Here is a 25,919-nt window from a genome sequence, read left to right on the forward strand (position 1 = left end):
CTCCCCACTCCCCACTCCCCACTCCCTTTGATTAATTATGAAATTCGGTGTTGTTGTTTTTCCAGGTTCTAATTGCGATCGCGATGTTGCTTATGTAACCAGAGACTTGCTCTTACAACCGACTCGCATGGTTTGGCATCAAGAAACGGACATTGCTGATTTGGATGTCGTTATCATCCCTGGTGGCTTTAGTTACGGGGATTATTTGCGCTGCGGTGCGATCGCGCGTTTTTCACCCGTGATGCAGCAGGTTATCGAACATGCCCAAAAGGGTAAGTTTGTAATCGGTATTTGCAACGGTTTTCAGGTATTAACTGAAGCTGGACTTTTGCCAGGGGTGTTGACTAGAAATCGGGATTTGCATTTTATCTGCGATCGCGTCCCCTTGAAAGTTGAGCGGACTAATCTCCCTTGGACGCAAGCTTATACCAATAGTGAAGTTATCACTTTGCCCATTGCCCACGGAGAGGGGCAATTCTACGCTGACGCAGCCACTCTTGCAGAAATTGAAGATAACGGGCAAGTTGTGTTTCGCTATGAAGGGGAGAATCCCAATGGTTCACTGAACAACATTGCCGGAATTTGCGATCGCCAGGGCAATGTGTTGGGGATGATGCCGCACCCAGAAAGAGCATCTGACGCGATGCTGGGGAATAGCGATGGCTTGAGGCTGTTTCAAGGATTGTTAGAGAAGGTAGCGGCATTAGCCTAGTACCGCAAGGCGGAAGTCAAAAGTTAACACTGAGGCAATTCAAAATGTCAAAAGTAACCCATACTTTAATTTTGGGCTTTCTGGCTGTAATCAAATAGTAGGTTTATTTTTGCCGATCTGTACTAGGTTGGGTGTTTTGCGATCGCTGTCTGAAAGATAGACTAAGATTTTTCTACAAACGGCGATCGCTCGAATGAATAATTAGCACCTTGGGTTATTTTCGCAAAATCTCAAATTGGCTCACCATCCCCAAGTACCAGGAGCGCCTTTGAAAGGCCCAACAATATCACTGGTGACCCAACCGCCGTAGAAGTTACCTGGTTGTGGTTGCACCTCTTCGCCATTCACGTAGCATTTATCCATTAAATGAGCGTAAAAAGCTACATAGTCTTTGATAGCTCCAAAAGCTGATGTAGGGCTAGGGTAGAACCAGCCAGCATTATGGACTTCTTTTTCACCAACTCGGATTGTGTAGTAACCAGCACTTCCCTTCCACTCGCAAAAGCTAGATTGCGGTGTCAGCTGCAAATATTCCATTTTGATATCCGCAGGGGGAATATAGTAAGAAGGAGGATGACTAGTTTCTAAAACACGTTTGGCGTTGTGGGTATCTGCAATTCTTACACCGTTAAAGATTATTTGGATATGTTTACTTGTGTCCTCAAGACGAGGAGGACGGGGGTAATCCCAAACTGATTCTTGTCCGGGAGCGGGTTCAATGCGTTGAAAATTAATCATCGTAAAATCTTGATGTCATAATTGCCGATTAGTGGTAGGCGTTAGTAGCGCTTTTTTATCCCCCAATATACGCCTGATAACTGATAACTGTTGACTGTTCACTGATTTAACCAACTTTGGGGGTTTAAGTCCCCTGCAACTAAGAAGCAGCGTGTTTTGTGTCGGGGTTTAAATCCCCGTCACAAAACGTAATTGCTCTCTTCGCAGCGTTAGCGACGTAGGAGCGTCATGGGCGAAAAAGCGAATTGTTTTAACGTACCTCTTTAAGAGTATCAATTTGCTTGGTAAACAACTCAGTGAATAAACTAAGCACAGTCCGTTCTTCGCGTACTTTTATATTGGCACTAATTGACATACCTGATTGCAAGGTGACATTTTTACCCTTAATCACTAAGGATTGTTTATCTAAATGGAGCTTTGCCGGAAATCTATAGAACTGATGTGTTTGATCTGGCGGTAATGCGTCTGATCCTATTCCCATCACTTCCCCTTTGATATCGCCAAATTCGCTGTAAGGAAAAGAGTCAATTCTGACATCTACCTTCATACCTTTTCGCACAAAACCAATATCTTTGTTAGTGATGAAAACTTCAGCTATATAGTTTTCATTTGGGACTATTTGCAGCAGTTTTGTAGTCGGAGTCGCTACAAATCCAGGGTTTTTTGCTTGTAAATCGAAAACTGTTCCGGCTACAGGCGCACGGAGTTGTTGATATTTAACATTTAATTTTGCTTGAGAGATTTTACTATTGACATCTGCCAAACGCTGCTCATTATCTAAAATAACTTTCATGAATTGGCTATCGATGTCGGCAATGTGCTGTTTGTTCTCAGCTATCTTATCCAAAATATTTTTATCAGAAAGAGCCACTGTATTGCTTAACTCTTGTTGCCCTTTTTCTATATCAAACTGGAGGCGTTTTTCTTCCTCACCTAATTGCGCTACTTCTGCCGTGCGGTTTTGTACTTCTTGTTGTTGGTTGAGATACTGAAGCTGAGAAATACCACCTTCTTCTGATAATATCTTAAGTTTAGCTAAAATCCCCACTTGAATAGCTAAACTTGCTTTACTATCTTCCAGCTTATATTTATTTTGAGCTAATTGTTTTTTGGTTTTTTCTACTTCTAATCGCGCTGCCAAAGAGCGAGAGTCTAATTCTTTTTTGGCAACTTGTAGAAGTTGTTGCTCATCAATTCCTAGTGCAGAACCTACACCAGAATTTTTTAATTGAGTCCGTAATAATTCATTTTCTCCTACTAACGTTGCCCGACTTTTCAGCAGAAAAGCAGTTTCTTGTGGCAAATTACCACGCAAATATAACAGTTCAGAACCCGTGGCGTTAGTTGCCGTCATCAATTGGCGATAAATCTGGTTTTCTTTAGTTAATGCAATGCGAATTTTATTCAAAGAATCTAATTCAGCAACAGAAGCAATGGAATCAAAAGTCAGCAGCAAATCTCCTGGCTTTACTTCTTGCCCATCTTTAACATTAACTGTTTTCACAACTCCACTAACAGGAGCCTGAACTTCTTTGACTGTTCCTTCTGGCTTTAATTGCCCTGTTGCTGGCACTACTTGCTCAATTTTGGCAAAATAAGCCCAAGCAATCCCAAAGCAGGCTAATGCCATTAGGGTGATCATGATTGTACGCGACCACATTGGAGATTGTCGCAAGACAATAGATTGCTCAAATTCTTGACTACTTGAGTTGATTAAAGACTGTTGAGCAGCTTTCTGTTGTTTTGTAAGTACTGATGAATCTTGCTTGACTCCATTTTTCTGATTCCCGTTGAGGTGATTCCCATTAAGTTGAGTCATAACGATTTTAGATTTTGGATTTTAGATTTTGGATTTTTTGTAGAGTGGGCACTCTTTACCAATGCGAAAACCTTGATTTTGATATTTTGTGATAGTACCTACCCTAAGTTATTGCTATATCTATAGAATGTTAGTCAAACTGAAAATCCTTTGAAAAAGATGCAGGGAGTGACGGGGATGAGGGGGATAAGGGAGCAGGGGGAGATGAGGGAGTGAGGACAAGAATTAATAACTAATGCCCAATACCCAATGCCCTGTGCCCCATGCCCAATGCCCAATGCAATGACTAATTACAAGTTCACATCTTGTTGCTGATACAGGTAAAAATAATGACCTTTAGCAGCCATTAATTCGTGATGGCTACCTTGTTCTATAACCCTGCTATTATCCATGACTACGATCATGTCTGCATTACTTACAGTGTTCAGCCGATGGGTAATAAAAAATACTGTATCACCCTTGAAAGCTTTGGCTAAATTGAGACATATTTGCCGCTCTGTGGGATAATCTAATGCGCTGGTTGCTTCATCTAAAACCAGTAATTTTGGTCGTTGTAAAACAGAGCGGGCGATCGCAATTCTTTGTCGTTGTCCCCCTGAAAGTGCAGAACCCCGTTCTCCTACCCGCGTGTTGTAACCGTTGGGTAAGTTCATGATAAATTCGTGGGCGCACGCAACCTGAGCCGCTTCGATAATTTCTTCGGTTGTCGCATCGGGATTGGTTAGGGCAATATTTTCTTGAACGCTTCCGTCAAACAACAATGTTTCTTGGGGAACTACGCCAATTTGTCGTCGCAGCGAATAGAGTTCCACTTTGGCAATATCATAACCATCAATCAAAATTCTGCCGGACTCAGTTTCGTAAAGTCTCAGCAGTAATTTCATCATCGTACTTTTACCAGATCCACTTTGTCCGACAATGCCGACAAATTTCCCTGGCTCAAATTCGAGGTTGACATTAGAAAGTTGCAGAGGGCCACTTGTACCAAAACGGAAGGAAACATTTTCGTATTTCACTGCTCCCTTAATCGTAGGTAAGGGTATATTGTAGCGGTCTGTTTCTCCTTCTTGTGGGGTATCGACAATATCGCTTAAACGTTCTAGAGACAAGGCTGTTTCTTGGAAGCTTTGCCAGAGTTGAGCTAAACGCAATATTGGGCTGGTAACGTAACCCGATATAATTCTAAAGGCAATTAATTCACCTAAAGTTAATTCTCCTTTGAGTACTAAATAAGCTCCTACCCACAAAACGAGTAAGCTACTAAGTTTATTGAGAAAATTACTGGTAGAGTTAGCGAGGGTAGAAGTTACAACCGTTTTAAAACCAGCAGCGACAAACCGAGCGTAACGCTCTTGCCAAGAAAAGCGCGATCGCAATTCGATATTTTGCGCTTTTACGGTTTGAATTCCTGACATCACCTCCACTAAATAAGATTGAGTTTCGGCGTTGCGTTCAGCTTTGCCACGTAACTGTCTACTAATGGTGGGAGAAGCAATTAAGGTGATAATCACAAATATTGGAATTGTGCTTAAGCCTACTAAGGTGAGTTGCCAACTGTAAATCAGCATCACACCGATATAGACTAGCGAAAACAGAGCATCTAACCCGACTGTTAAGGCAGTACCCGTCAAGAATTGGCGGATATTTTCTAATTCGTTGATGCGAGTGGAAAGTTCACCCACCGGCCGGCGTTCAAAGTAGCGCAGTGGTAAACGTAACAAGTGGTCAATAATTTGTGACCCTAAACCCATATCGATCCGGTTAGTGGTATCGACAAATAAGTAGGTTCGTAAAGTAGTCAGTACTGCTTCAAATAGTCCGACTACTAATAACAAAATCCCCAAAATATGTAATGTGCCAATACTATTTTGAGTGATAACTTTGTCGATAATTAACTGAACCACCAGAGGATTTGCCAACGCTGCCAACTGCACGAAAAAGGAAGCGATAAAGACCTCTATCAGGACTCGACGGTGGCGTGCTAAATAGGGTAAAAACCACCGTAAACTAAAACGCTCTTGCGGCGTTTGATTGGTGGCAGTCAGCAATAATACCCTAACTTTGGGCGGAAAGTCGGTTGGATCAACATCTAATTGTTCAACCAATTGAGCGGGTTTGCAGCGCACAATTCCTTTGGATGGGACACCCACAACTACAGTATGTGCATCCACTTCATATAAAACTGCAAAATTATCACCATAACGAATCAGCGCCGGTGTCGGAATGCGCGACACTGAGGCGATTGGTAGCTCTATCAACTGCGCTTTCAGTCCGATTAACTCTGCCAGGTAAGCAGTAACTTGAAACGATATGACACCCTGACGTTTGACTTGCTCAGTTAAGATGCGCCGAACCACTTCTCGACGAAACGGCATTTCTAGGTGCTTCGCGATCATTTGAAAGCAGGCGAAGGCTGTATTTAATTCTCCTTTACCACTAAAAAACGGGTATTTTTGTTTTGACGAACTCTTTGAGGTTGGCGGGGCTGTCTGGGGAACTATTTCGTCTGATGCGTAGGGAATATCTAATTCCTCTGTGCTATCTAAATTGGTGTTACTTACCGCAAGTACTATCTCATGACTATCTTCCAAGATCAAATCTGACGGATGTATACCAACCAACCGTGCGGGGTTTTGACTTATGACTTGGATATTGTCTCTGTCATTGTCCGATTCTATGCGATCGCCAGGTGAGAAATTCGTTACTGTGCCTCCGCCACTCAAAAACCAGACCCTTTCGCTATCAAGTTGGTTGAATGGAGTTGCCCCTGGAGGGAGGTAATGTATTTTCGCCTGTGGTGAGGCGTTTTCTGCCGCTTCTTTGAAATTTAAAGTAGCGATCGGTTGCTGTTTCCAATATGAACAGAGAATATCGAAAACTTCCACTAAATAACTGCGGTTCTTGCGAGCATTGGCAAAAGCTGGGTATAAACCCAGAAAGCTAAAATATGCCGATGCACTCAAGGTTAAACATACTACTTCGGTGGAGGCGATCGCGGTTTCACAGGCAACATCGCGCAACAAACCAATTTCGCCGATAATTTCCCCAGGTTGCAGCAATTTTAGGGTAATTGGCAGTTGCGTCTGGGGATCGTATCCCAACAGGCGCACTTGTCCCTCATAAATGATCGTGATGTGTTCTGGGAGACTATCTTTACCGATAATTTTCTGACCTATCCGATAGCGCCAAGCTTGCACCTGTTCTGATAGGTTAGCGATCGCTGCATCTGGTAAATGCTCAAATCCTTCTAGGGTAGTGACAAATTCCAGAAAAGTGTTCTTAATATAAGTCATATAAAACAAGTAAAAGTGAGGAATTAAGCCGAAATTATTAGGGAGTATTTCTTACTAACAGTGGTAGTCTTTACTGTTTTGCTAGTCGTTGGCAAGACTTCTGTGAAATTCCGGTGTCTAAATATGCAAAAGTACACAGAAGAGGTTCGTCTAATTGCAGGTCTGTATTTATATCACCCTGTTACAATTAATTATGCGTTTTTCAAAATAAAGTATAGTGTAAATACATTCAGGATAAGTTATCAATTGATTAATGCTACATAATTTATACAAACTTAAAATCAGTATTTAGCATTGCTATGTAAAATGGATACTCATCAAACTAAAACACAAAAACGCAGTTGTTAAATTTAGCGTCGCCCATTTTAATTTATGATAATCAACATGAAACTATCACAAATGCTTTTTTAAGTAAATACCCTAATTAAGAATTATGTAATAAAAAAAACTTTAAGTTTCGGAATTATTTTTTACAAATTCTTGAATATAAGGATTGACAGTATCACTGATGGCAAAATGGTAAACTTTCCTTGGTAAACAGCGCTATACCCGATTTGTAAAAGAATTCCCCATGATTTTGCTAGCTTAATTTAATAAAAATTAACTAGAAAAGTAAAGATGAAGATTTTTTGTCACCTTACAGCGATTAAGTATTAAATGTATTAAGTAAAGACAATAACTGCCTTCAGTAAATCTACTTGTTTAATTAATATCGAGTCCATCTAATTGTTTTGCATAAACAACCTGATCCCGATTGCGAGATGAGGTTGTTTTATTTTGCTAAGTAATTACTCGCATTGGATATTATGCAGGATTGACACTTAAATTTACCTGCACAATTATATCGTTGTAATCTTTGTCACCACCATTTGCCAAATCCTCAAAGCCAAAGGTGTTGTTCCCTAACGTCCGAATGTGATCTGTCTTGTCTGAGTTAGCACCCAAGAATGCGAAGTAAACATCCTTATTGGCATTGTTATTGAGAATCGCATCGGGACTAGCATCAACAATAATAAATGGTGCAAACAGAGAATCAGCCCCGAAAGTCCCAGTGGAATTTGCTGTCCCTTGGTTATTCACTGTCAAGTCAATGCCTGAAACACGCCCACGCACGGCGGCTTGGGCGTAACCAGCCTGTCCTACGAGAATATCTGCTTTGCCATCACCATTGGTGTCAATGCCACCATTCTGATCAGCCACCTGATAAAAGCCCACAAAGTTGTTGTAAGAAGCTTCTCTGTTGACTGCAAAGTTAGCTGTTACCGATTGTGCCACACCCTGTAAATCAATCAGTTCCCCTTGATACTGCTCTTGCAGACTTGTACCTAAAGTTAGTTGTTGATCTGTTGGCTGAATCGTCACAACCAAATTCGGGAAGTTGAGAGAAAACCCTTCCTCTTCTGTGTTGTTATTTGTAGCTGAGGAAAAAGTAACGCTTGAGAAAGAGCTTTTTCCAGACACTACATCCTGAGTAGTGCTGTTAGATACCAGATAAAATCTGAGTTTGGTATCAGAGTCAAATTCTAAGATGTTTGTCAGGTCGGCAGGATTAAAATCATTAGGCAGATTAGCAAGGGTAGAGAAAATCAGCTTGGAGCGCGAAAGAGCTGCTTGCGTATAGCCTTCTGCACCAGGGGCTATGCCGTTAATCCTACCTTGTTCATCGTCAACGGTAAATACACTCAGTTCATTCACCTCTTTGGAGGTGTTGGTTTTAATCTTGATTGAGAGTCTTCCTTTATCACCTTTAATGTTCAGCTTAGTCTTGACACTAAAGATATCGCCTGTAATGTTTGTCAGTAGAGGAGTCGCGTCAGCGATCGCAAGTGTAAACACATCACTGGCTGTTTCTCCACCAACATCTTTAGCGGTAACTTTGATGTTTCTACTACCTACCTCTCCATTATCAGGAGTACCACTGAAAGTCTTGGTAGCAGCATCGAACTTCAACCCATTCGGCAAAGGCGTATTGTCTTCCAGAGTTGCTGTGTAGGTGAGGGTATCTCCGACATCTGGATCAGTGAAAGTGTCATCTGGTACAGTGAAGCTGAAGAGACTACCTACAGTGGCTTGCTGGTCTGCGATCGCCTTAGACAAGACTGGAGGATCGTTGACATTATTAACCGTGAGTTTAAACACATCACTGGCTGTTTCTCCACCAACATCTTTAGCGGTAACTTTGATGTTTCTACTACCTACCTCTCCATTATCAGGAGTACCACTGAAAGTCTTGGTAGCAGCATCGAACTTCAACCCATTCGGCAAAGGCGTATTGTCTTCCAGAGTTGCTGTGTAGGTGAGGGTATCTCCGACATCTGGATCAGTGAAAGTGTCATCTGGTACAGTGAAGCTGAAGAGACTACCTACAGTGGCTTGCTGGTCTGCGATCGCCTTGGACAAGACTGGTGCTGTCATGATCTTATTGATTAATACTTACTATTTATGAATATCTTCGCCAAAAAAAGGCTATGAAAAAATCAGGCTGAGATAGTAGAGTTATTGTCTTTTACTACGACAACTCAAAAAGCACTCTTCAGTCCGTGCCCGATATCTTATCACTGTTACACTACCGCAGATCAACGCTATAACGGAAGCGGCAATTTAATCACTTAAATATAAAACCTCACCCTGCCTCCGGCTTCCCTCTTTGAACTCACGGAGAGGGATTGAGGGTAAAGTTCTTCTCGTTTACGGCGGCGTCTATACGTGTTAACTTAAGTCAATTCGATGAACCTCTCCCTCCCAACCTCCCTCTCCTACAAGGCGAGGGAGGAGTAAGGAAAAATTAGGCTTTTTGCTCCCCTCTCCTAAGTAAGAAGAGGGGTTAAAGGTGAGGTTTTGTACTTTATTAAATCCGCGTTCCTAAGCCACGACGCTAGCAGAGAAAACGAAATCATTTACTGTAAGGCTAGTTGATGCAATTCCCAGCAATGAAACCAACTCTGTATTTCCGATTTTCACTATAGTATCAGCACCCTGTTGCAATAGCCTTAGATTACTGACGGCAATACCGCCCAGCCCGATTTTATCAATGCCGATTGTAAAATCAGTAATAATGTTCTTGCTAGTTGGCAGACTGGCGTTAGCAAGAAAGAATTGGTCAGCACCAGCACCACCACTCAAGCGATTAGCGCCTTGTTGACCAGCAAATAGCACATCATCACCATCGCCACCAAACACCGAATCATTCACACTGGAGAAGAGTTTGTCATCACCCGAACCACCGTAGAGACGGTTATTGCTACCTTCACTCTTGAGAGTGTCGTTACCTGAGCCACCGAAGGTTAATTGACCAGTTCCTTCAACTACTGTCAAAGTATCATTACCTGCTGCCCCAAATAGATTATTATTACCATTGGCTTCAACTAAGGTAACTTCGTCATCACCTGCACCACCATCAGCACTAGTGTTGTTAGCAGGGCTATTTGCACCAATTAAAATTTGATCGTTACCGTCTCCTGTGGACACCGAGGAGTCACCGCCGACCACCACCGTGTCATCACCCTTGCCAGTTTGGATAGTGTTACCAATATTCCCCTCTACAAAGTCTGCTCCGTCACCTGTAAATAAGGTTTGCTTTGGCTTGAGGGTGACATCATCACTATTGGTAGAACCAAATTGAATATCTAATGTTGTTAGTCCAACAGTACCACCATCAAACCCTGCTGCTGTAAAGTACTGAGTATTACCTACACTTTGATAATCTAGAGTTGTTGCTTGACCATTAGTAGTTTCTTCCGAAGTCAAGACTTCTTTAGTGGAAAAAACTGCATCTGGGCCTCCCACCAGTGCTTCTGTAATGGCACGACCTTTCAAATCGCCATTACTGGGAATTTCTAACCCTAAAATACGAGCAAGTGTAGGCGTTACATCAGCATTACTGACGGGCGCATAGTCCACATAGCCTTGTTTAAAGTCGGGGCCAATAGCCTCCATATTATTGAAGGTATCACCTCGACCAAAGCTGCCATGCATCCCCTGCCCTTGCTGCAAAGTTGTGTCAGCAATTTCTACTTGAGCTTGAGGGTTATTTGGGTTATTTGGGTCTGTGCTAAAGCTTTTGAAGTTGATAACAATAGATGGAACTGGTGTTTGAGCATCACCTTTTAGCCCGATCGCACTCAGTGGTAAAGCACCTGGAATAGTTCCATAGGCATCGTCTACGAAAATACCACTGATATAGTCCTTCTGCGAGAGCAAATTCACTACCTGTGTAGCTAAGGCAGCATTGCCATTAGGTAGATAAATTAGGTCAGATCCACCATTGGCAGCTACAACTACCTTTGTACCTGGGTCAAGTTGCCCATTAATTACTTCACCTGTACCACCAATTACACCATTCCCAGAAATAGGACGTTGACCTTGCGTGGCATCAACAGTCGCATACTGAATGTGGTTGAGGTCTGGGGGGAGGGTTGTAGGGTTAGGATCGTATAGGGATAGACCTAGATCGTGAGCCAAATCAATAGCAACAAAGCCTGCTGGTAAAAATCCCGGATTTACGCCAGCGTATGTTTGAGTAGCAGCATAACTTGTAGTTTTTGTACCTTGGCTATCAATAACTTGTTTACTGATCGTAGAAAAACCGTGGTCAGAAGTAATAAAAACATCAGTAGTCTTGTCTAAGCCTGTACTCTTGAGATAGTCAAGAAGTTGCTTTAAATTATCATCAGCATTTTTGACCCCAGCTTTTGAAGTAGGGCCATTGATACCTGGTGTCAAGGTGTTTAAACTATCACCCTGATTGTGTTGACTACCATCGGGATCTCTTGACCAGTAAACCAATGCGAATGGTTTAGCATCTTCTTGAAACTTGGGTAAAATTACTTTGGTAGTGGCATCTGCGAAGTATTGTTGTTGAGCCACATTGGCATTCAGGGTGCCAGGAGTTGTATTAGTACCAGCTGGTTGGACTCGCAGTGTCGGTTTTACATCTAGACCAGCAGCTTGTAAGCGAGCGACAATATCTGGATCGAGTGGAACAGCAGAAGGTGAACCAGCAGCTGTAGTCGGTGGTGTTGCACCATTTGTACTGTCATCAATAATAATTGTATCGGGAGTAGGAATAGTACCCGTAGTACCACCTTCTCGGTTAACTTGTGTAACATCTTGGATGGCAACAGGCCCTAATTTCCCAACTGCTGCTGTGTTGAAACCTTGCGATCGCGCATAAGCTAGGAGTGACTCTTCATCTAAAAAGTTGTTACCGGGAAACTTTTCGTCAATATCCCCCAGAACTGAATCATTTTCAATGAATGGCGTGACACTACCATTGGCATTAGGACTAGGAAAACCACTATAAATAGTGTTACTAAAGTCACCTGTATCACCAAGATAATGCCCCGTTGCGATCGCAGAAGCATTCGGGGTGGTAAATGTCGGAAACAGCGAATGACTATTGGCAAAACTAACTCCCTGCTGACGGATGCTATATAAAGTTGGGGTGTCAATGGGGTTTACAGAACCGTTACGCAATCCATCTGCAACAAAAATAATGACATTTCTACCGTTGCCGTTTGTATCAGCCATGTCAGCTACTCCTTAAGTATTGTAAGTTACGAGCGATGCCTACGCCTGGCTACGCCTACGCAGCAATTATGTGTATAGAGACTGAGCGATTAATTACACTCAACCCAAGCGAAAAATTCTTGGCTACAGAAACCTGAGTAGTATTTGGCGACAAAATGCTTAGTGTCCACATAAATTAGTGGAGAAAATTAAATGAATCTAATGGCCACTGTCTCAAAAGATAGTTTTTCAATGTTTAAGGAAGGTTATAAGCAAGTTAAGATTTTGGACGAAAAGCACAAGGATCTTTAAAGGCAAAATTATTACTATATAAATATAAAAAGCGAGGGAGTATCACTCCCCCGCATTAGCAAAATCGCTACAGCTTAACTAATTTTGAATGTTGAACTTTCAGCTAAACGACACTAGCAGAAAAAACGAAATCATTTACCGTGAGGCTAGTTGATGCAATTCCCAGCAATGAAACCAACTCTGTATTTCCGATTTTCACTATAGTATCAGCACCCTGTTGCAATAGCCTTAGATTACTGACGGCAATACCGCCCAGCCCGATTTTATCAATGCCGATTGTAAAATCAGTAATAATGTTCTTGCTAGTTGGCAGACTGGCGTTAGCAAGAAAGAATTGGTCAGCACCAGCACCACCACTCAAGCGATTAGCGCCTTGTTGACCAGCAAATAGCACATCATCACCATCGCCACCAAACACCGAATCATTCACACTGGAGAAGAGTTTGTCATCACCCGAACCACCGTAGAGACGGTTATTGCTACCTTCACTCTTGAGAGTGTCGTTACCTGAGCCACCGAAGGTTAATTGACCAGTTCCTTCAACTACTGTCAAAGTATCATTACCTGCTGCCCCAAATAGATTATTATTACCATTGGCTTCAACTAAGGTAACTTCGTCATCACCTGCACCACCATCAGCACTAGTGTTGTTAGCAGGGCTATTTGCACCAATTAAAATTTGATCGTTACCGTCTCCTGTGGACACCGAGGAGTCACCGCCGACCACCACCGTGTCATCACCCTTGCCAGTTTGGATAGTGTTACCAATATTCCCCTCTACAAAGTCTGCTCCGTCACCTGTAAATAAGGTTTGATTTGGCTGAAGTGTAATATCATCGCTGCTAGTGGAGCCAAACTTAATTACTTCAGATTGAGGTTGACCTAAACCAGGAGCAAGATTGAGGGGATTCTCCAGTTTTAGGAGAATAATTTCATTGTTGTCTATAACTGGATTCTGAGGATCATTCCCAGGACGACCTGTAGAGAAAGGATAGTTATTGTCATTAGCTACCAAAATGGTGTTTTTGTCAACAACTAAAACATTTTCAATGGTTTGGAATGGGAAGTCAAAGGTAGTTTTGCCGTCCCCATTCAGGTCTTTGGGGTCTTGGATGTTTAACAAGTCTACAACTTCTTCTTTAGCTACATAGCCATTAAAATCTGTTTTAGACAAGTCTATTTTGTAGATCCTCTTAAATTTAGCCGCAGATCCTTGATTGTTATCCCGTTCAATAACTAGGTACTCATTATCATTAATGACTGCTAAATCCCCAATCGAATTTGACGGATTATCTAATCTGTAGTAACGTAATTGGTCGCTGTATTTATGGCTAGCAAGGTCAAATTCGTTAATCCGCAAAGCACCGGGAGTATCGCCTTGAACCGTACCCTCTAACAGCATATAGAGTTTGGTTTTGCTGGCGTTGATTGCTCCGCCTTCAAAACCTTTTGAGCTAGCTAAGTTAGCAAAAGCATCTCCTGAGAGAACATCGGGGTTTTGTGGCGATCGCACTACATTATACTGAGGATCGTCTCTGAGTTGATCTCGTACCTTATCCCCGATATCTGGGAAGTCTGTAAATAGTGCATCTACACCTAATTGATAGAACTGCTGGATCTCTAACTCTAGCTTGCCTTTGTAATCTGCTGCTAAATATTGGTCTTCCGCCCGGAAAGTGTAGGGATGAACTTGCAACCCTGCATTGTGAGCATCTTGAATTAATGTAGAGGGAGGTAATGTTGTCTTATCAGCATCATTTACTACCCCATCCCCATTCACATCATCAGCTTTGCCATCACCATTAGCATCAGTACCTTTGACACTAACAATCATCCGCTTCCAAGGGCCAATGCCATCAGCATAAGTGGCAACTTCAGTCAAGCCTTCTGGAGTTCGCAAGTCGCCATAAGTGCGAGTGTCACCACTGACTTTCAAATCATAAGGCTGACTTTCGATGATCTTACCGTTGATATCAATGTCACTGGCATCTAAAAGTTGGACAAGTGGAATATCTACCCCTGCCGCCGGCATAATGCTATCATGCAGCTGTTTGAGATTAGATACTTCAAAGGACTGGATGAAGATCCGACTGGGGTCAGTAAAGTTATTTGCCTTCAGTGTATCGATTAATAACTGACTGATGTTTCTGTTTATTTTGTTGGTGGTGCCTACATAAGTAGCTTCATCGGCCAAATAGGTCGGATGCTTAGTTTCAGGGTAGATACCAATTTTTTTACCTGTGTCGGCTTCTACTTGCTTAACTAGGTTGATGATTTCTGTGAAGGTAGGAATTTCAAATTGATCATCAAAGGAATGGTTTCGGAAAGGTAAACGTTCTTCTGCGCGTAAAGTTTTGATTTCAGCTAAGGTGAAGTCTTCAGCAAACCAACCTGTAATTGTGTTTCCATCTAAACTTACTGTTTTTTTGCGATCAGCAAACTCTGGATGCTTGTAAACATCTGTGGTTGTATTGTTGAAATTGACACTACCATCAGCGTTCAGAACTGCTAAAGCAGGTTCATGACGAGCAATTAACACACCATCTTTTGTAACTACTAAATCAGGCTCAATGAAGTCAGCGCCTCTCTCAATTGCTTGCTTATAAGACTCTAAGGTATGCTCTGGACGATAGCCACTTGCACCTCTATGACCAATTACTTTAGGTGCTTCTCCATCTAAAGTTTTGAATTGATCGGGTGTAGTAATGGGAGCCTCTAATAATTTACCAGTGGCATCAAAATGCAGCAGGTAAGGGCCAAACTCGTCTCCGACCCAGATTGTCCCGTCTTTATCAAAGACGAATGACTCTACATCAAAGTCTGCACCAGTCAGTAATCTTCCAGTAGTTCCCTCATTTACAATTTGGAAAGGAACTTTTTTGTTAGGATCAGACAGTTGAATGTAATCTAAAACTTTAACGCTGCCGTCTCCATTTTCTGTTCCTTTAAAATTTGGATCTACACGATTGATTCGCAGTAAAAAATCTGCACTATTATCTTTGCTACCGTAACCATTATCTGATAGGAAGTACAAAGAGTTGCTGTTAGCAAATTGGACACCGCTAAAGCCCTGTATTGGCTGTCCTGGGAAAGGCCCCGTTCTGCCATTGGCTGAAACGTCTGCACCAGAAACTGGCCCATCACTAAAGGTATCAGCAGGTAAAGAAGCAAAGCCGACTAACTCAATTGCCATAATTTAAAATGTTGGTTGGGTATATGGATTTAACTGCATCACAAGCTATTGAAATTTTGACAATTCATGTTATGTGGAAAAGTCCACCAAAACCTAACCTCCTAACCCCCTTCCCGACCCGGAAGGGGGGAAATTCAAAGTCTTTCTCCTTAAAGGAAGAGAGAAATAGAAGTGAGGTTTTCCAGATGCCGAGAATACATTTACGAAAACGTATTTTTTCAGAGTTATCGAAACTTTGAGAAATGATAGTAGAATGTCAACTACTAATCTGTGTTACTGACAATACTTGTCTGTTAATGGGAAAAGGTAAAGAAAAAACCTTTAACCCTTACCCTTTATGCTTTTTTCCAAATCAAATTTAGAGTTCAAAATGCTTAACCGAGTAGTATTGGTGTTAGTGAGTAATGAATCTGGAATACTGAGATTTAGAATTTAATGTCGATAGTAGTTATGAGATAACTTAGCTAGCAGTAGATATTTTTCCAGGATAAGATTAAGATAAGATAAAATTAAATAGAAGAAATGATTAAGTATTTCCAGAAAAACTAATACTGATTAAAATTTATATAAACAAAATTTTGAGATGATAAAGTCAACATATTTATATTTTAAATGCAACTTACTTTGTTGATAATTATCAAAAGATAAAATTTGAGTTTTTGCAGTTTGAGTTGGTTAGCGATCGCATCAATTTTAATCGTCAGGACTTATACCATTTGTGAAAATCTTTACAACTAATGAAACGTTTAGATACCCGACTTCTTAAAGAAGGCGGGTATCTCTTTGTTCAGGAATGATTTAGGATTGGGATGACGTTAGCCAACAAACTAAACCACAACGCTAGCTGAAAAAACGAAATCATTTGCAGTCAGACTCGTTGAGATAATTCCTAGTAATGAAACCAACTCTGTATTTCCGATTTTCACCAAAGTGCCACTACACTGTTGCGACAGTGTTAGCTCACTAAATTGAGTTACGCTAACACCGCCAAGCCCGATTTTGTCAATCCCAACTGTAAAGTCAGTGACGATGTTCTTGCTATTTGGCAGACTGCTATTGGCAATCCAGAATTGGTCTGCACCAGTACCGCCACTGAGGCGATCGCTACCTCCTTGACCAGCAAATAGCACATCATCACCATCGCCACCAAATAGGGAGTCATTGACATTAGAGAAGAGTTTGTCATCTCCACAACCACCAGAGAGACGGTTATTGCTACCGTTACTCGTGAGGGTGTCTTTACCTGAGCCACCGAATAATGATTGATGAGAACCTTCAATTACTGTGAGAGTATCATCACCTGCCGCCCCAAACAAATTATTACTACCACTGGCTTCCACTACGGTAATAACATCATTACCACTGCCACCATCAGCACTGGTATTTTGAGCCGGGCCATTTTGACCAATAAATATCTGATCGTTACCGTCATTCCCGGAAACTGAAGAGTCACTGCCTGCAAGCACTGTGTCATCACCGTTTCCGGCTATGATTGTGTTACCTTGAGCGCCTTCTACAAAGTCTGCTCCCTCACCTGCACTAAAGAATCGTCCTGGCTGAAGATTGACAGTATCGCTGTTGTTAGAACCAAAACCGTTCAAGAAAGTAGGCTGTACAGTTGTTAGGTTATTGGGTAGTTCCAGGATACCGAGTTTTTCAGCAGCCGTATTACCCGTAACATTGAAGTCGTTGTCGTTAATCAAGGCTAGAGTGTTCGGTGCTACCAATGCTAAACCTTCTAATTTTTCCACCCCGGTGTAACCCAACTGAGCGGCATTAGCAATCAAACTCTTGCTGACAGGGGTAATATTGGCAGTAGCTAATTCCGCAGAGGAAAGTTGTTCAATAGTTTTACCAGCTGGCAAGGTAAAGTTAGCAGGGTTGTTGATGTTGGTCGCCCCAGCTAAATCAATTTGGTAAATTAGTTTATTGCCAGCAGATGTACCATTGTCATCTCGCTCAACTACTGCAAATTTGCCGTTACCTAAAGCTACTGCATCGCCAATTTTGTCAGTTGCCGGTAAACCTTCTAGGCGATATAAATATTCTCCTGTTACCTGCTTGGCGAAAATATCAAACTCCAGAATTCGCAGGTTGAGAGAAGCTTTGGATGTCACATCATTAGCAACATCTGGATTATCAATTGGACTCTGGATAAAGGCATATAATTTATTACCTTCCAACGCTACAGCTTCAAATCCACGGTTATTGCGGCGTTGGGCATAAACTGCTGGCAATACTTCAGTGCCAAAAGTTCCAGGGGGTTGATCTGGGTTGGGTGCAGTGGCAGTTCCTTGAGGAATAAAGCGGTCAATTAATTTACCATTAACGTCAAAGTGGTAAATTGCCGGACGGTATTCATCTACCATCCAGTAGTCTCCATTTTCCGCAATTACAATCCCTTCTAAGTCAGCACCCAAAGGATCGTTAGCTAGAATATTGTTGTTTAAGTCAACAGCAATTTCATCAGTGTAAGCCAAACCATTTGCCCCAGCTTGCAAATTAGGCAATCCAGTTAATGGTGTCGTCCCATCTTGGCAAAATAGTCCTGTTCTATTGGTAATGCTGATTTCACCTGTGGTGCGGTTAAGCTCAAAACTGACTATTTCTGGTTGGAAGTCGGGCAAGAAAAATGGTCTGTTTGAACCATTAGAATCTCCATTGGGGCCACGGTCTGTGTTGGTGACAAATTTCAGGTTGCCATTTGCTGCAAACCCTTGGAAATACAATCCAGAGAAACCGCCTAAGAAAATATCTTGACCTTTAGAGGTCGTCCCTAACTTAGGTAAGTTGTCAAATTCATAGATAGTCAGCTTGGGTTGGGCAACAGGATTGCGGGGATCGTAACTAGTGGTGTCGATATTTAGAGAATTAGGGAAGGTATTGGCGATGTTTTCCCAAGGCACTAGCTTAAAGTTAGAGTTAACATTTTCGCCATCGATTGTCTTAGCAGGTTCATTGGAGCCGTCTTGGGTAACAAATAAACCAAATGGGAAGTTAGGCCCCAGTGGGAGGTTAATGACATCAGCACCGTCTGACTCTTGTACGCTGTCAATTGATCCATTGTTACCAATGGCAAAGTTGCCTACGTATTCGTTGTTACCTTCACGAGTGTAGGCAACAAAGGTGCTATCGCCTTGGCTGGATGCTAGCAGGTAGCCTGTACCGTTTTTGCCGTAGTAGATGGTTAACCCTTCTGCGTCGTCGGTGAGGTGAGAACCACCCTCAAAACGAACGCGATCGATCAGCTTACCTGTTGTGCCACCGTCCGGTTCTGCCTGGAATTTCCAGATGCCCACATCTTCTTGGGCTATGTAGAGAAAGCCGGTTTCTTGGTCAACCACCATACCCTCTGTTTGGGGAGAACGCCCTTCTGTGGTAGGCGAGGGGATGGTGAATTCCCGCACCAGTTCCGCTCCAATTTGGCCATTACCTTTGTCAATCAATTTGAACTGAGCTATGTCTCCAGTTTGGCGGCGACTAGTAAAGACATAGTAATCATTGGTTACGGGGCTACGGTATAAGCTAAGTCCGTAAGAACTGCGAGTTGATGCAGAATAAGGAGGTTCAAAAGGTGATGCTTGGAAGATAGTACCAATATTGCTATCGGTGATATTTTCCAGGTATTGACCGGGTGTAGTGGGGTTGGGGTTAATTTTGAAGATTGCTAGTTTATCATTTTGGCGATCGCTAGCTACGGCAATATCAACAGATTGATTGCCTAATTTAAAACCGTATTGCAGGTCAATATTGTTGTAGCGAATGCCACCCGGATTAACTGTTTGCAACAAATTACCAGATAAGTCATAAACCCGCAATCCCGCATTTTTGACTGAGGTTAGTACTAAGCTATCGGCAGAATTTGTGGCATTAACATAAATGGCAGGGTCATCAGCATCAGCCCGTTGATCAACTGGGAGTGTTTCATCGTCGAATAAATCGGGACGGGTTTCTAGCGTGGGTGCAGCAGTTGGAACTAAGTCTGCATCCAGTGTGAGAATTTGGGTAAATTGGCTTTGGCTGAAGTTATTATCACTTACCAATACAATCGACTGACGACCATCTGCTAGTTTGGGGCCAAAGGTGATACCTTCGATGTTATCTGTACCGTTAGGCAAGTTTAAATCATTTAAATTCAGCAGTAAGCGCTTTTGAGCGGGTTGGATAGCAGCTAGTTGCTCAGTACTCAGATTATTGAGAGAATCGTAAAAACTAATGTCAGTTGCACCTTGCAAAGAAACTTCGTAGATTTTGATGGTGTTGCCGACACCCGCAGAAAAAGAGCGTTCTAATGCTAGCAATGTGCCTCGATTGTCGATCGCGAGTAAATCTGCCAAACCATTGTCACTAGAACCTGTGCTAGGGTTGGGTGGTTGGGCAATCGCATCGGTGATGTAGAGGTATTCCTTTTCTGGCTGTCCACTAAGCAGATTGTATTGCAGAATTCGGGAAGGACTGCCACTGGTGAGTGAAGCCTTTAATCCATCTTGGGAAAGCGCGTTTTCAGTGGCGGTGAATAGGGTTTTCTGGTCGGGTGTAATGGTGAGGCTTTCAAAGGCTAAGTTATTGTAAACGCCTGATTTCTGCGTATCACCTGCATCGACAATACCGTTGTTGTTGGTATCCTCAACTATTGGCAAAAACTTGGTAGGGACAAATAGCGATCCTACTTCTTGCCCCGTTGTAAGGGAAAATTCCTTAATAAAGGGATTGGTAACACGACCAGCAGTAGGATTGACTTCGCCTTCTGAAGAGATGAAGACTGTCCCATTATTGGTAAAAGCAATGCCTTCAGGGTCAAGGCTGTTGGTTGCAAAAAAGTTGCCGTTGGTATCTTTCAGGGGTGTGACATTGGTAAAAGTCACCCCAGTATCAGCAGTGAAAGTATAGAAGCGGGCAGGACCAAATTGAGAGCGATCGTCTGAGATAGCGTAGTAGCGGTTGTTAACTGCATCGTAGGTGACACCAGATAATCCACCCACCGGAGTCTGTACCCCATTTACGGTTCCCGCCGCGTCAGTAGGAATAAAACCAGTAACGAAAGTAGACTGTCCCTGAAATCTTAGACGCGGAATGGTTTTACCTGGTTCAGTTGGCCCAGTTTGCACATCTTTAAATACTAAGCGATGGTCAGAACTGGGGAAGGGAAAAGTACCCACCAAGGGGAACGTTGAGTCGGTATTCAGGGGCCAAAATACTCCTGAGTTGGCAATTGTTAGGTTAGCGGAAGGTAGCACGTAATCAGTCCGCAGATTTCCGGGAGTCGTATCAGCAAAGTCTGCGGTATCAAAGCTAGGATTCCCTTTTTGACTAGCGTTTGCACCACCTTGTAAGTCTGCTTGTTGGGCGCCACCAAGACTGGTAGGGATGACATTAGTATTGATATTAGGATTTTGCAATAGTTGGCGAATAGCGTTGTCAAAACTATCACCATCCAACGGATCTGCATTTTGATCACCCACAATCACAAAGCTTGAACCAGCAGCAATCCCGCCCGTTTTCCCCTCATCATCGTAGATGTAATTACCTTTACCAGGAGTAATATAGTCTGCCCAAAAGCGGATCTCGTCGTGGTTGCGCTTGCCGTTGCGGTCTTCCGGCCCATCAAAGGTTGGGGGTGTGGGGTGGCTGGCGAGGACATGAATTGTCTCGCTGTTTACCTTGATTGGTACATCCCAATGACTCTTGGAGGAGAGACGTAAAATTTCCAGTTCGTCCTGAGAATACCAATCATTCGGCTGTGGTGTTGTAGGATCATCGGGAAGCAAAGCATTAGGCATATCCTTCCAGAGGAAGTTTTGGAAGGTGCGGACGTTAGCTGTATCGATGGGATATTTGGACAGCAGCAACATCCCATATTGACCAGGAAAATTACCGAATCCGAAGGCATCATCGCCATATCCCGGTTCGCCTGGGGTTGTAACTACTGCGCCGTTGTTGTTCAAGTCAAACCCAGAGGCAATACCCGTATTGGAAGGAGCAATGTAAAAGTAAGGGTAATCAACAGGATTTGCACCATTCTGGCTGACTGCAAGGTAATTTTGCTTGAATAACTGAACTGCTTCTTGTGAGTAGTCAAACTCATTGATCAGCAGCACATCTGGGTTGTTACGCTGGATAATTTCCGCAACAGCTTTTGCTTGAGCATTGTCAGCCGTAGACAGGTCGGTTACTAGCTGATCTTTTGCGTTGCGATTCAAAGAAGCATTGAACTGAGAAAAGCGAATTGTGCTTGTAGTTACCATAGGTTAGTTCTGAGGTAGATTCCAGATATTAAACTGCTTTAAAAATGGTAGGAGCATGGCATTGCCATGCCCCTACGAGAAATCTATATGTATCAGGATTTTTGTGAATTGGTATTAGACATCGCTTGAATCTGCGTTAAACAAATACAAAGCCAGTATCGGTTGCCAAATTCGTCTTTAGCTTTAACCCATCCTCAACAACAGCAATTAACTCTGTTCCATTGTTGGTAAAGATGCCGACAGCAGACTTGTTGCCAGACACGCCTGATATAGACGCTAGTGAGTAATTGCTAGCAACTCCCTTGAGTTCAATTTTATCCTTAGCTTTAAAGCTGGCAATATCGGCATAGTCAGCGTTACCAGAACTGGTATAGAAAACTGAACTGGTATCACCCAAGACATAAGTATCTGCACCCTGATCGGCGTTGAGTATGTCAATTTCGCTTGTGCCACCCCCCCAACCAATGAGGCGGTCATTGTCCTTCCCTCCAGAAAGTATGTCACTGGCAATTCCGCCTAAAATTGTGTCATCGCCATTGCCCCCACAGAGGATGTCGGCGCTTCCCTTGCCATCAAGGTAGTCATTGTCTGCACCACCATCAATTGACTCACTGGCATTAGTGCCGATGACGCGATCGCTCCCAGCTAGAGCATTGACTATGTATTTATCCGAACCAGTAAGTTCGCTGACAAAGATGATGTCGTTGCCAGATGTCGCCTTGTTATTGGCTACAGTCAGGTCAAAGGTATCGCTAACCTTAGCACCACTGCTATCAGTAGCGGTAACTGTGACTGCGAAAATGCCGATTTGGGAAATAGTGCCGGATACTACACCTGTGTTGGCAACAATACTAGAACCAGTGGGTAAACCTGTAGCGCTGTAGTTGAGGGTGTCGCCTTGATCGATATCAGCAAATTTGTTACTGATATTGAAAAAGAAAGGTTTATTAGTAGAGATGATTTGGTCATCAAGCGCTTGCACCGTGGGTGGATTGTTTCCAGATATGTTTCCAGATATATTAAAGCGAGCCACACTAGGGTCGTGATCGCTATCCTGGTCGGCAAACTCTGAGTTGACATGAACTACATCATACCCATCTAGCTTGCTGCGTAAGTTGTTACTCACTAAAATGTGGTCAAGTGTCTGCGCGTTGCCTTCAAAGTTGTAGGTATAACGCTCATTTGCAGGTAGGGTTTCAATTAGGGAAGTTAGCCCAGCCCTTTCTAGGGTGCTGACGGGGTTGGAGAACTCAAAGTCATTCAAGTCACCCGCTACTACTACATTGGCATTGGGGTCGATCGCTAAAATACTTTGAACAAAGTTTTTCACCAAGGTAGCTTGTTGCTGACGCTGCACTTCGCTAATGAGGGTTGGCGGTTGATTCGGCCCGTATAGCGGTTGGTCGCCACCTTTAGAATTAAAGTGGTTGCCAATTATATAAACAGTTTTACCGTTGAAAGTAAATTCACCAACTAACGGCTTACGACTGCTAGCAAAGGCCGAGTTTGTGGGGTCAATCAAACCAGGACTATTAGAAACTGTAGGAACACCAGAAACATTGCTAACTGTAGTGTTGGTGGAAGTACCACCGGGGCGATCTACAAAGTTGACACGATTGGGATTAAACAAGAAGCCCACCCGGATATTTCCACCAGGTTCACCACCATTTGTATCGTCCACTGGGTTAATTTGGCGATATTGATATGTGGGGCCACCAGCAGCAATAATTGCATTAATTAATGTTTGAAAGGTTGTGCTAGCATCAACTACGCTATCATTCGTCGGCCCGTTATTGTCCTGAATTTCTTCCAGACTAATGATATCTGGTGATTTCAGATTATTGACAATGCGGCTGGCAAGGTTGTTAAACTTGGTTGTACCATCGCCTGGGTCAAGGTTTTCGACGTTGAAGGTAGCAACTGTCAGTTGGTTAGTAGTGGGAGTTAAATGAGTGACTTCCTTGGTCAGTGTGTTGGAAGTAACTGTCACCGAGGTAGGCAGAACTTCGTAGTTGCTGAAACTATAATCAACTACACCCGTAATTGTGCCGAAAGTAGCACCGACGTTAACCTGGGGTGAGCTACCAGAGGTAAACAGTGCGTCATCAATTTGAATGCGCTCTGGATTAAAATCATTAGGACTAATCACCACACCACCGCGTGCTGTCCGTCCGGTGGCATTAGCGCCATTGTCCGCCAGTAGCCAAATCTCCCCAAAAGAATTTGTTGGGCTAACTGCCACAGGATTATTTACCTGTACTAGCATTCCTTCTAAACTTTCGTAGAAATCAATGCCATCCTGGGCAGGGTCAAAGGTGGTGGTTCCAGTTTCGATATTACCAATAGTGTCGTTATCGATTACTGAGGTTGGAATGGTTCTGCCGCCATTACCTAGAATCGTGGCAGTTGCTACATTGCCACTGGAGAGTTTGACAATTGTGGGGTTAGTAATTTCTGTGGTTGTCAGGTTGTTAGAACCAGTAGCGCCACCAGGACGGAATTCTGTTACCGTACCGCTTACTTGTACTGAGTCACCTACTTGCACAGTTGGCGCTGATGAGGTGAAGATAAAAATGCCTTCAGAAGTGCGATCGTCGCTGTCTGGGTTGGAATCTTGGATGTAGAAACCATTAGATTTCAGGGCGGTGACAATTCCCGGTACATTAGCTACATCTTGTCCATTTAACGGTGAGATGTGGGATGCACCCTGAATGTCGTGAATCCGAGGATTTAAGACTACAGCGCTCAGTGTAATGCTATCGGTGCAGAACTTTTTGAAATTGTTTTCTGAGAGGTCTTTGGCAGATGTCCCATCATTGTAGAGAATGCTGTTGCCATCATCACTGACGAATTGAATTTGAGAGGTATTTGTTAAGTTATCAGCGATACTGATAATTCCTTCAGGGTTAAAGCTAGCAGGAAAAGTGGCAGTACGCAATTGCAAAGCGCTGTTGGGATTGCCATCCCAAGTGTAGAGACGGAAATCGTTAGGGGCTGCTCCTGCGTCTCCTGCTAGGCCAGCAATAATGAGATACTGGTTATTGGAATTCTTGCGGATTTCCCGAATGCCCCGACCGCCTAAATCTAATTCTATAGGATCGCCGAACTGAGCCGTGGGTGCTATATACTGCAAAACTCCTTCGCCAGTACGCAAAGAGCCTGACGACTGCCAGCCATTATCTGTAACATTAATGATAGTCCCAGCGTCGATGTCTTTCAGCAGCACGAAAGAGAAGGTGTCGGGATTATCGGCAATTAGACTCAGAAATGCGACATCGCCCGCAGTTAGATTTGTAGGCATAACAATTTTCTTTTAATTGTGGGAAACAAGCTTAAAACAAAAAGTCATTAATTTTAGCGAAGCCAATTAATTCACAAACAATTTATAGCAATTCGATTTGATTCCTGAATTACTCGTAGAGACTGGGGACTCAATACTTGGGACTGGGAAAAAGGAATAAAGGTGTACTGAGTTTTTTTCACGCAATCAAATATGAGTCCTATAGATCGAACAAGGGTAGTTAGTTATGTGAAAGCGATCGTTACTAAATCAGATGCAATTGCTTATGTATTAAGTGTGATCGGGACACTTGTACCAATTCACGAAAATCCTGATATAGCAAAAGCCTTGGTGATTAGGACATCAACAGATGATAAAACTTAGACACAAAAAGACTTTTCACCAAGTATTGAGTCCCTTGCTATATATATAGATTTCTCGTAGGGGCATGGCATTGCCATGACCTACCCGTGTATTTGTATCATTATTAAAGTGAAATGGTATCACCAAAGGCAACTAGAGCGATCGCATCCCATAACTACAAAAGGATGAATGCAAAAACTTAATTCACCCAAAAACTGACTTACTTAGTCAAACAAATACATATTTTAGTAGTATTAATCCATATTCAGCAACCTCAAACTATCTCAGTAACATTAAGAAACCACTAGCAAAAGGTTAAAAGAACAAATATTTGTTATGGCATCTCGTCCGCCCATAAAAAAAGGCGGACAAGATGCCCGCCTCACAATAAGTAGTTGGATATTTTTATAGCAAAAGCCTTGGTGATTAGGACATCAACAGATGATAAAACTTAGA

General features: G+C 42.7%; 10 protein-coding genes. 2 read left to right on the top strand and 8 right to left on the bottom strand.

Features of this window, described 5'->3' with window-relative positions; genetic code table 11:
* Positions 1–37 precede the first annotated feature (37 nt).
* A complete protein-coding gene (gene purQ / locus ACFFAP_RS16980) occupies positions 38–712 on the top strand; it encodes a phosphoribosylformylglycinamidine synthase subunit PurQ (protein WP_375512307.1) in 675 nt (224 codons plus the stop codon).
* 240 nt (positions 713–952) lie between these two features.
* Here the strand turns inward: purQ and ACFFAP_RS16985 are convergent, their stop codons facing one another.
* From ACFFAP_RS16985 to ACFFAP_RS17020, 8 genes are all read right to left on the bottom strand, one after another.
* Positions 953–1,450 carry a DUF427 domain-containing protein gene (locus ACFFAP_RS16985; protein WP_375512308.1) on the bottom strand — a complete coding sequence of 166 codons (498 nt, stop codon included), beginning with the start codon at positions 1,448–1,450 and terminating at the stop codon, positions 953–955.
* A 250-nt stretch (positions 1,451–1,700) separates the two neighbouring features.
* Positions 1,701–3,269: an HlyD family efflux transporter periplasmic adaptor subunit gene (locus ACFFAP_RS16990; RefSeq protein ID WP_375512309.1), complete on the bottom strand. Its 1,569-nt coding sequence runs from the start codon at positions 3,267–3,269 to the stop codon at positions 1,701–1,703.
* Between the two features lie 290 nt (positions 3,270–3,559).
* On the bottom strand, positions 3,560–6,562 hold the full coding sequence (locus ACFFAP_RS16995) for a peptidase domain-containing ABC transporter (RefSeq protein WP_375512310.1): 3,003 nt from the start codon (positions 6,560–6,562) through the stop codon (positions 3,560–3,562).
* An 804-nt stretch (positions 6,563–7,366) separates the two neighbouring features.
* Positions 7,367–8,977 (bottom strand): putative Ig domain-containing protein, encoded by a 1,611-nt coding sequence (locus tag ACFFAP_RS17000; RefSeq protein WP_375512311.1) that lies wholly within the window; start codon positions 8,975–8,977, stop codon positions 7,367–7,369.
* 447 nt (positions 8,978–9,424) lie between these two features.
* On the bottom strand, positions 9,425–12,091 hold the full coding sequence (locus ACFFAP_RS17005; RefSeq protein WP_375512312.1) for an alkaline phosphatase family protein: 2,667 nt from the start codon (positions 12,089–12,091) through the stop codon (positions 9,425–9,427).
* 394 nt (positions 12,092–12,485) lie between these two features.
* Positions 12,486–15,575 carry an esterase-like activity of phytase family protein gene (locus ACFFAP_RS17010; RefSeq protein WP_375512313.1) on the bottom strand — a complete coding sequence of 1,030 codons (3,090 nt, stop codon included), beginning with the start codon at positions 15,573–15,575 and terminating at the stop codon, positions 12,486–12,488.
* Between the two features lie 827 nt (positions 15,576–16,402).
* A complete protein-coding gene (locus ACFFAP_RS17015; RefSeq protein WP_375512314.1) occupies positions 16,403–21,820 on the bottom strand; it encodes a phytase in 5,418 nt (1,805 codons plus the stop codon).
* 136 nt (positions 21,821–21,956) lie between these two features.
* Positions 21,957–25,121: a putative Ig domain-containing protein gene (locus ACFFAP_RS17020; RefSeq protein WP_375512315.1), complete on the bottom strand. Its 3,165-nt coding sequence runs from the start codon at positions 25,119–25,121 to the stop codon at positions 21,957–21,959.
* 192 nt (positions 25,122–25,313) lie between these two features.
* On the opposite strand from ACFFAP_RS17020, the gene ACFFAP_RS17025 reads away from it, so the two are divergent.
* Positions 25,314–25,484 carry a hypothetical protein gene (locus ACFFAP_RS17025; protein WP_375512316.1) on the top strand — a complete coding sequence of 57 codons (171 nt, stop codon included), beginning with the start codon at positions 25,314–25,316 and terminating at the stop codon, positions 25,482–25,484.
* Positions 25,485–25,919: the final 435 nt, after the last annotated feature.

The organism is uncultured Nostoc sp. (assembly GCF_964245575.1).
Classification (GTDB): Bacteria; Cyanobacteriota; Cyanobacteriia; order Cyanobacteriales; family Nostocaceae; genus Nostoc.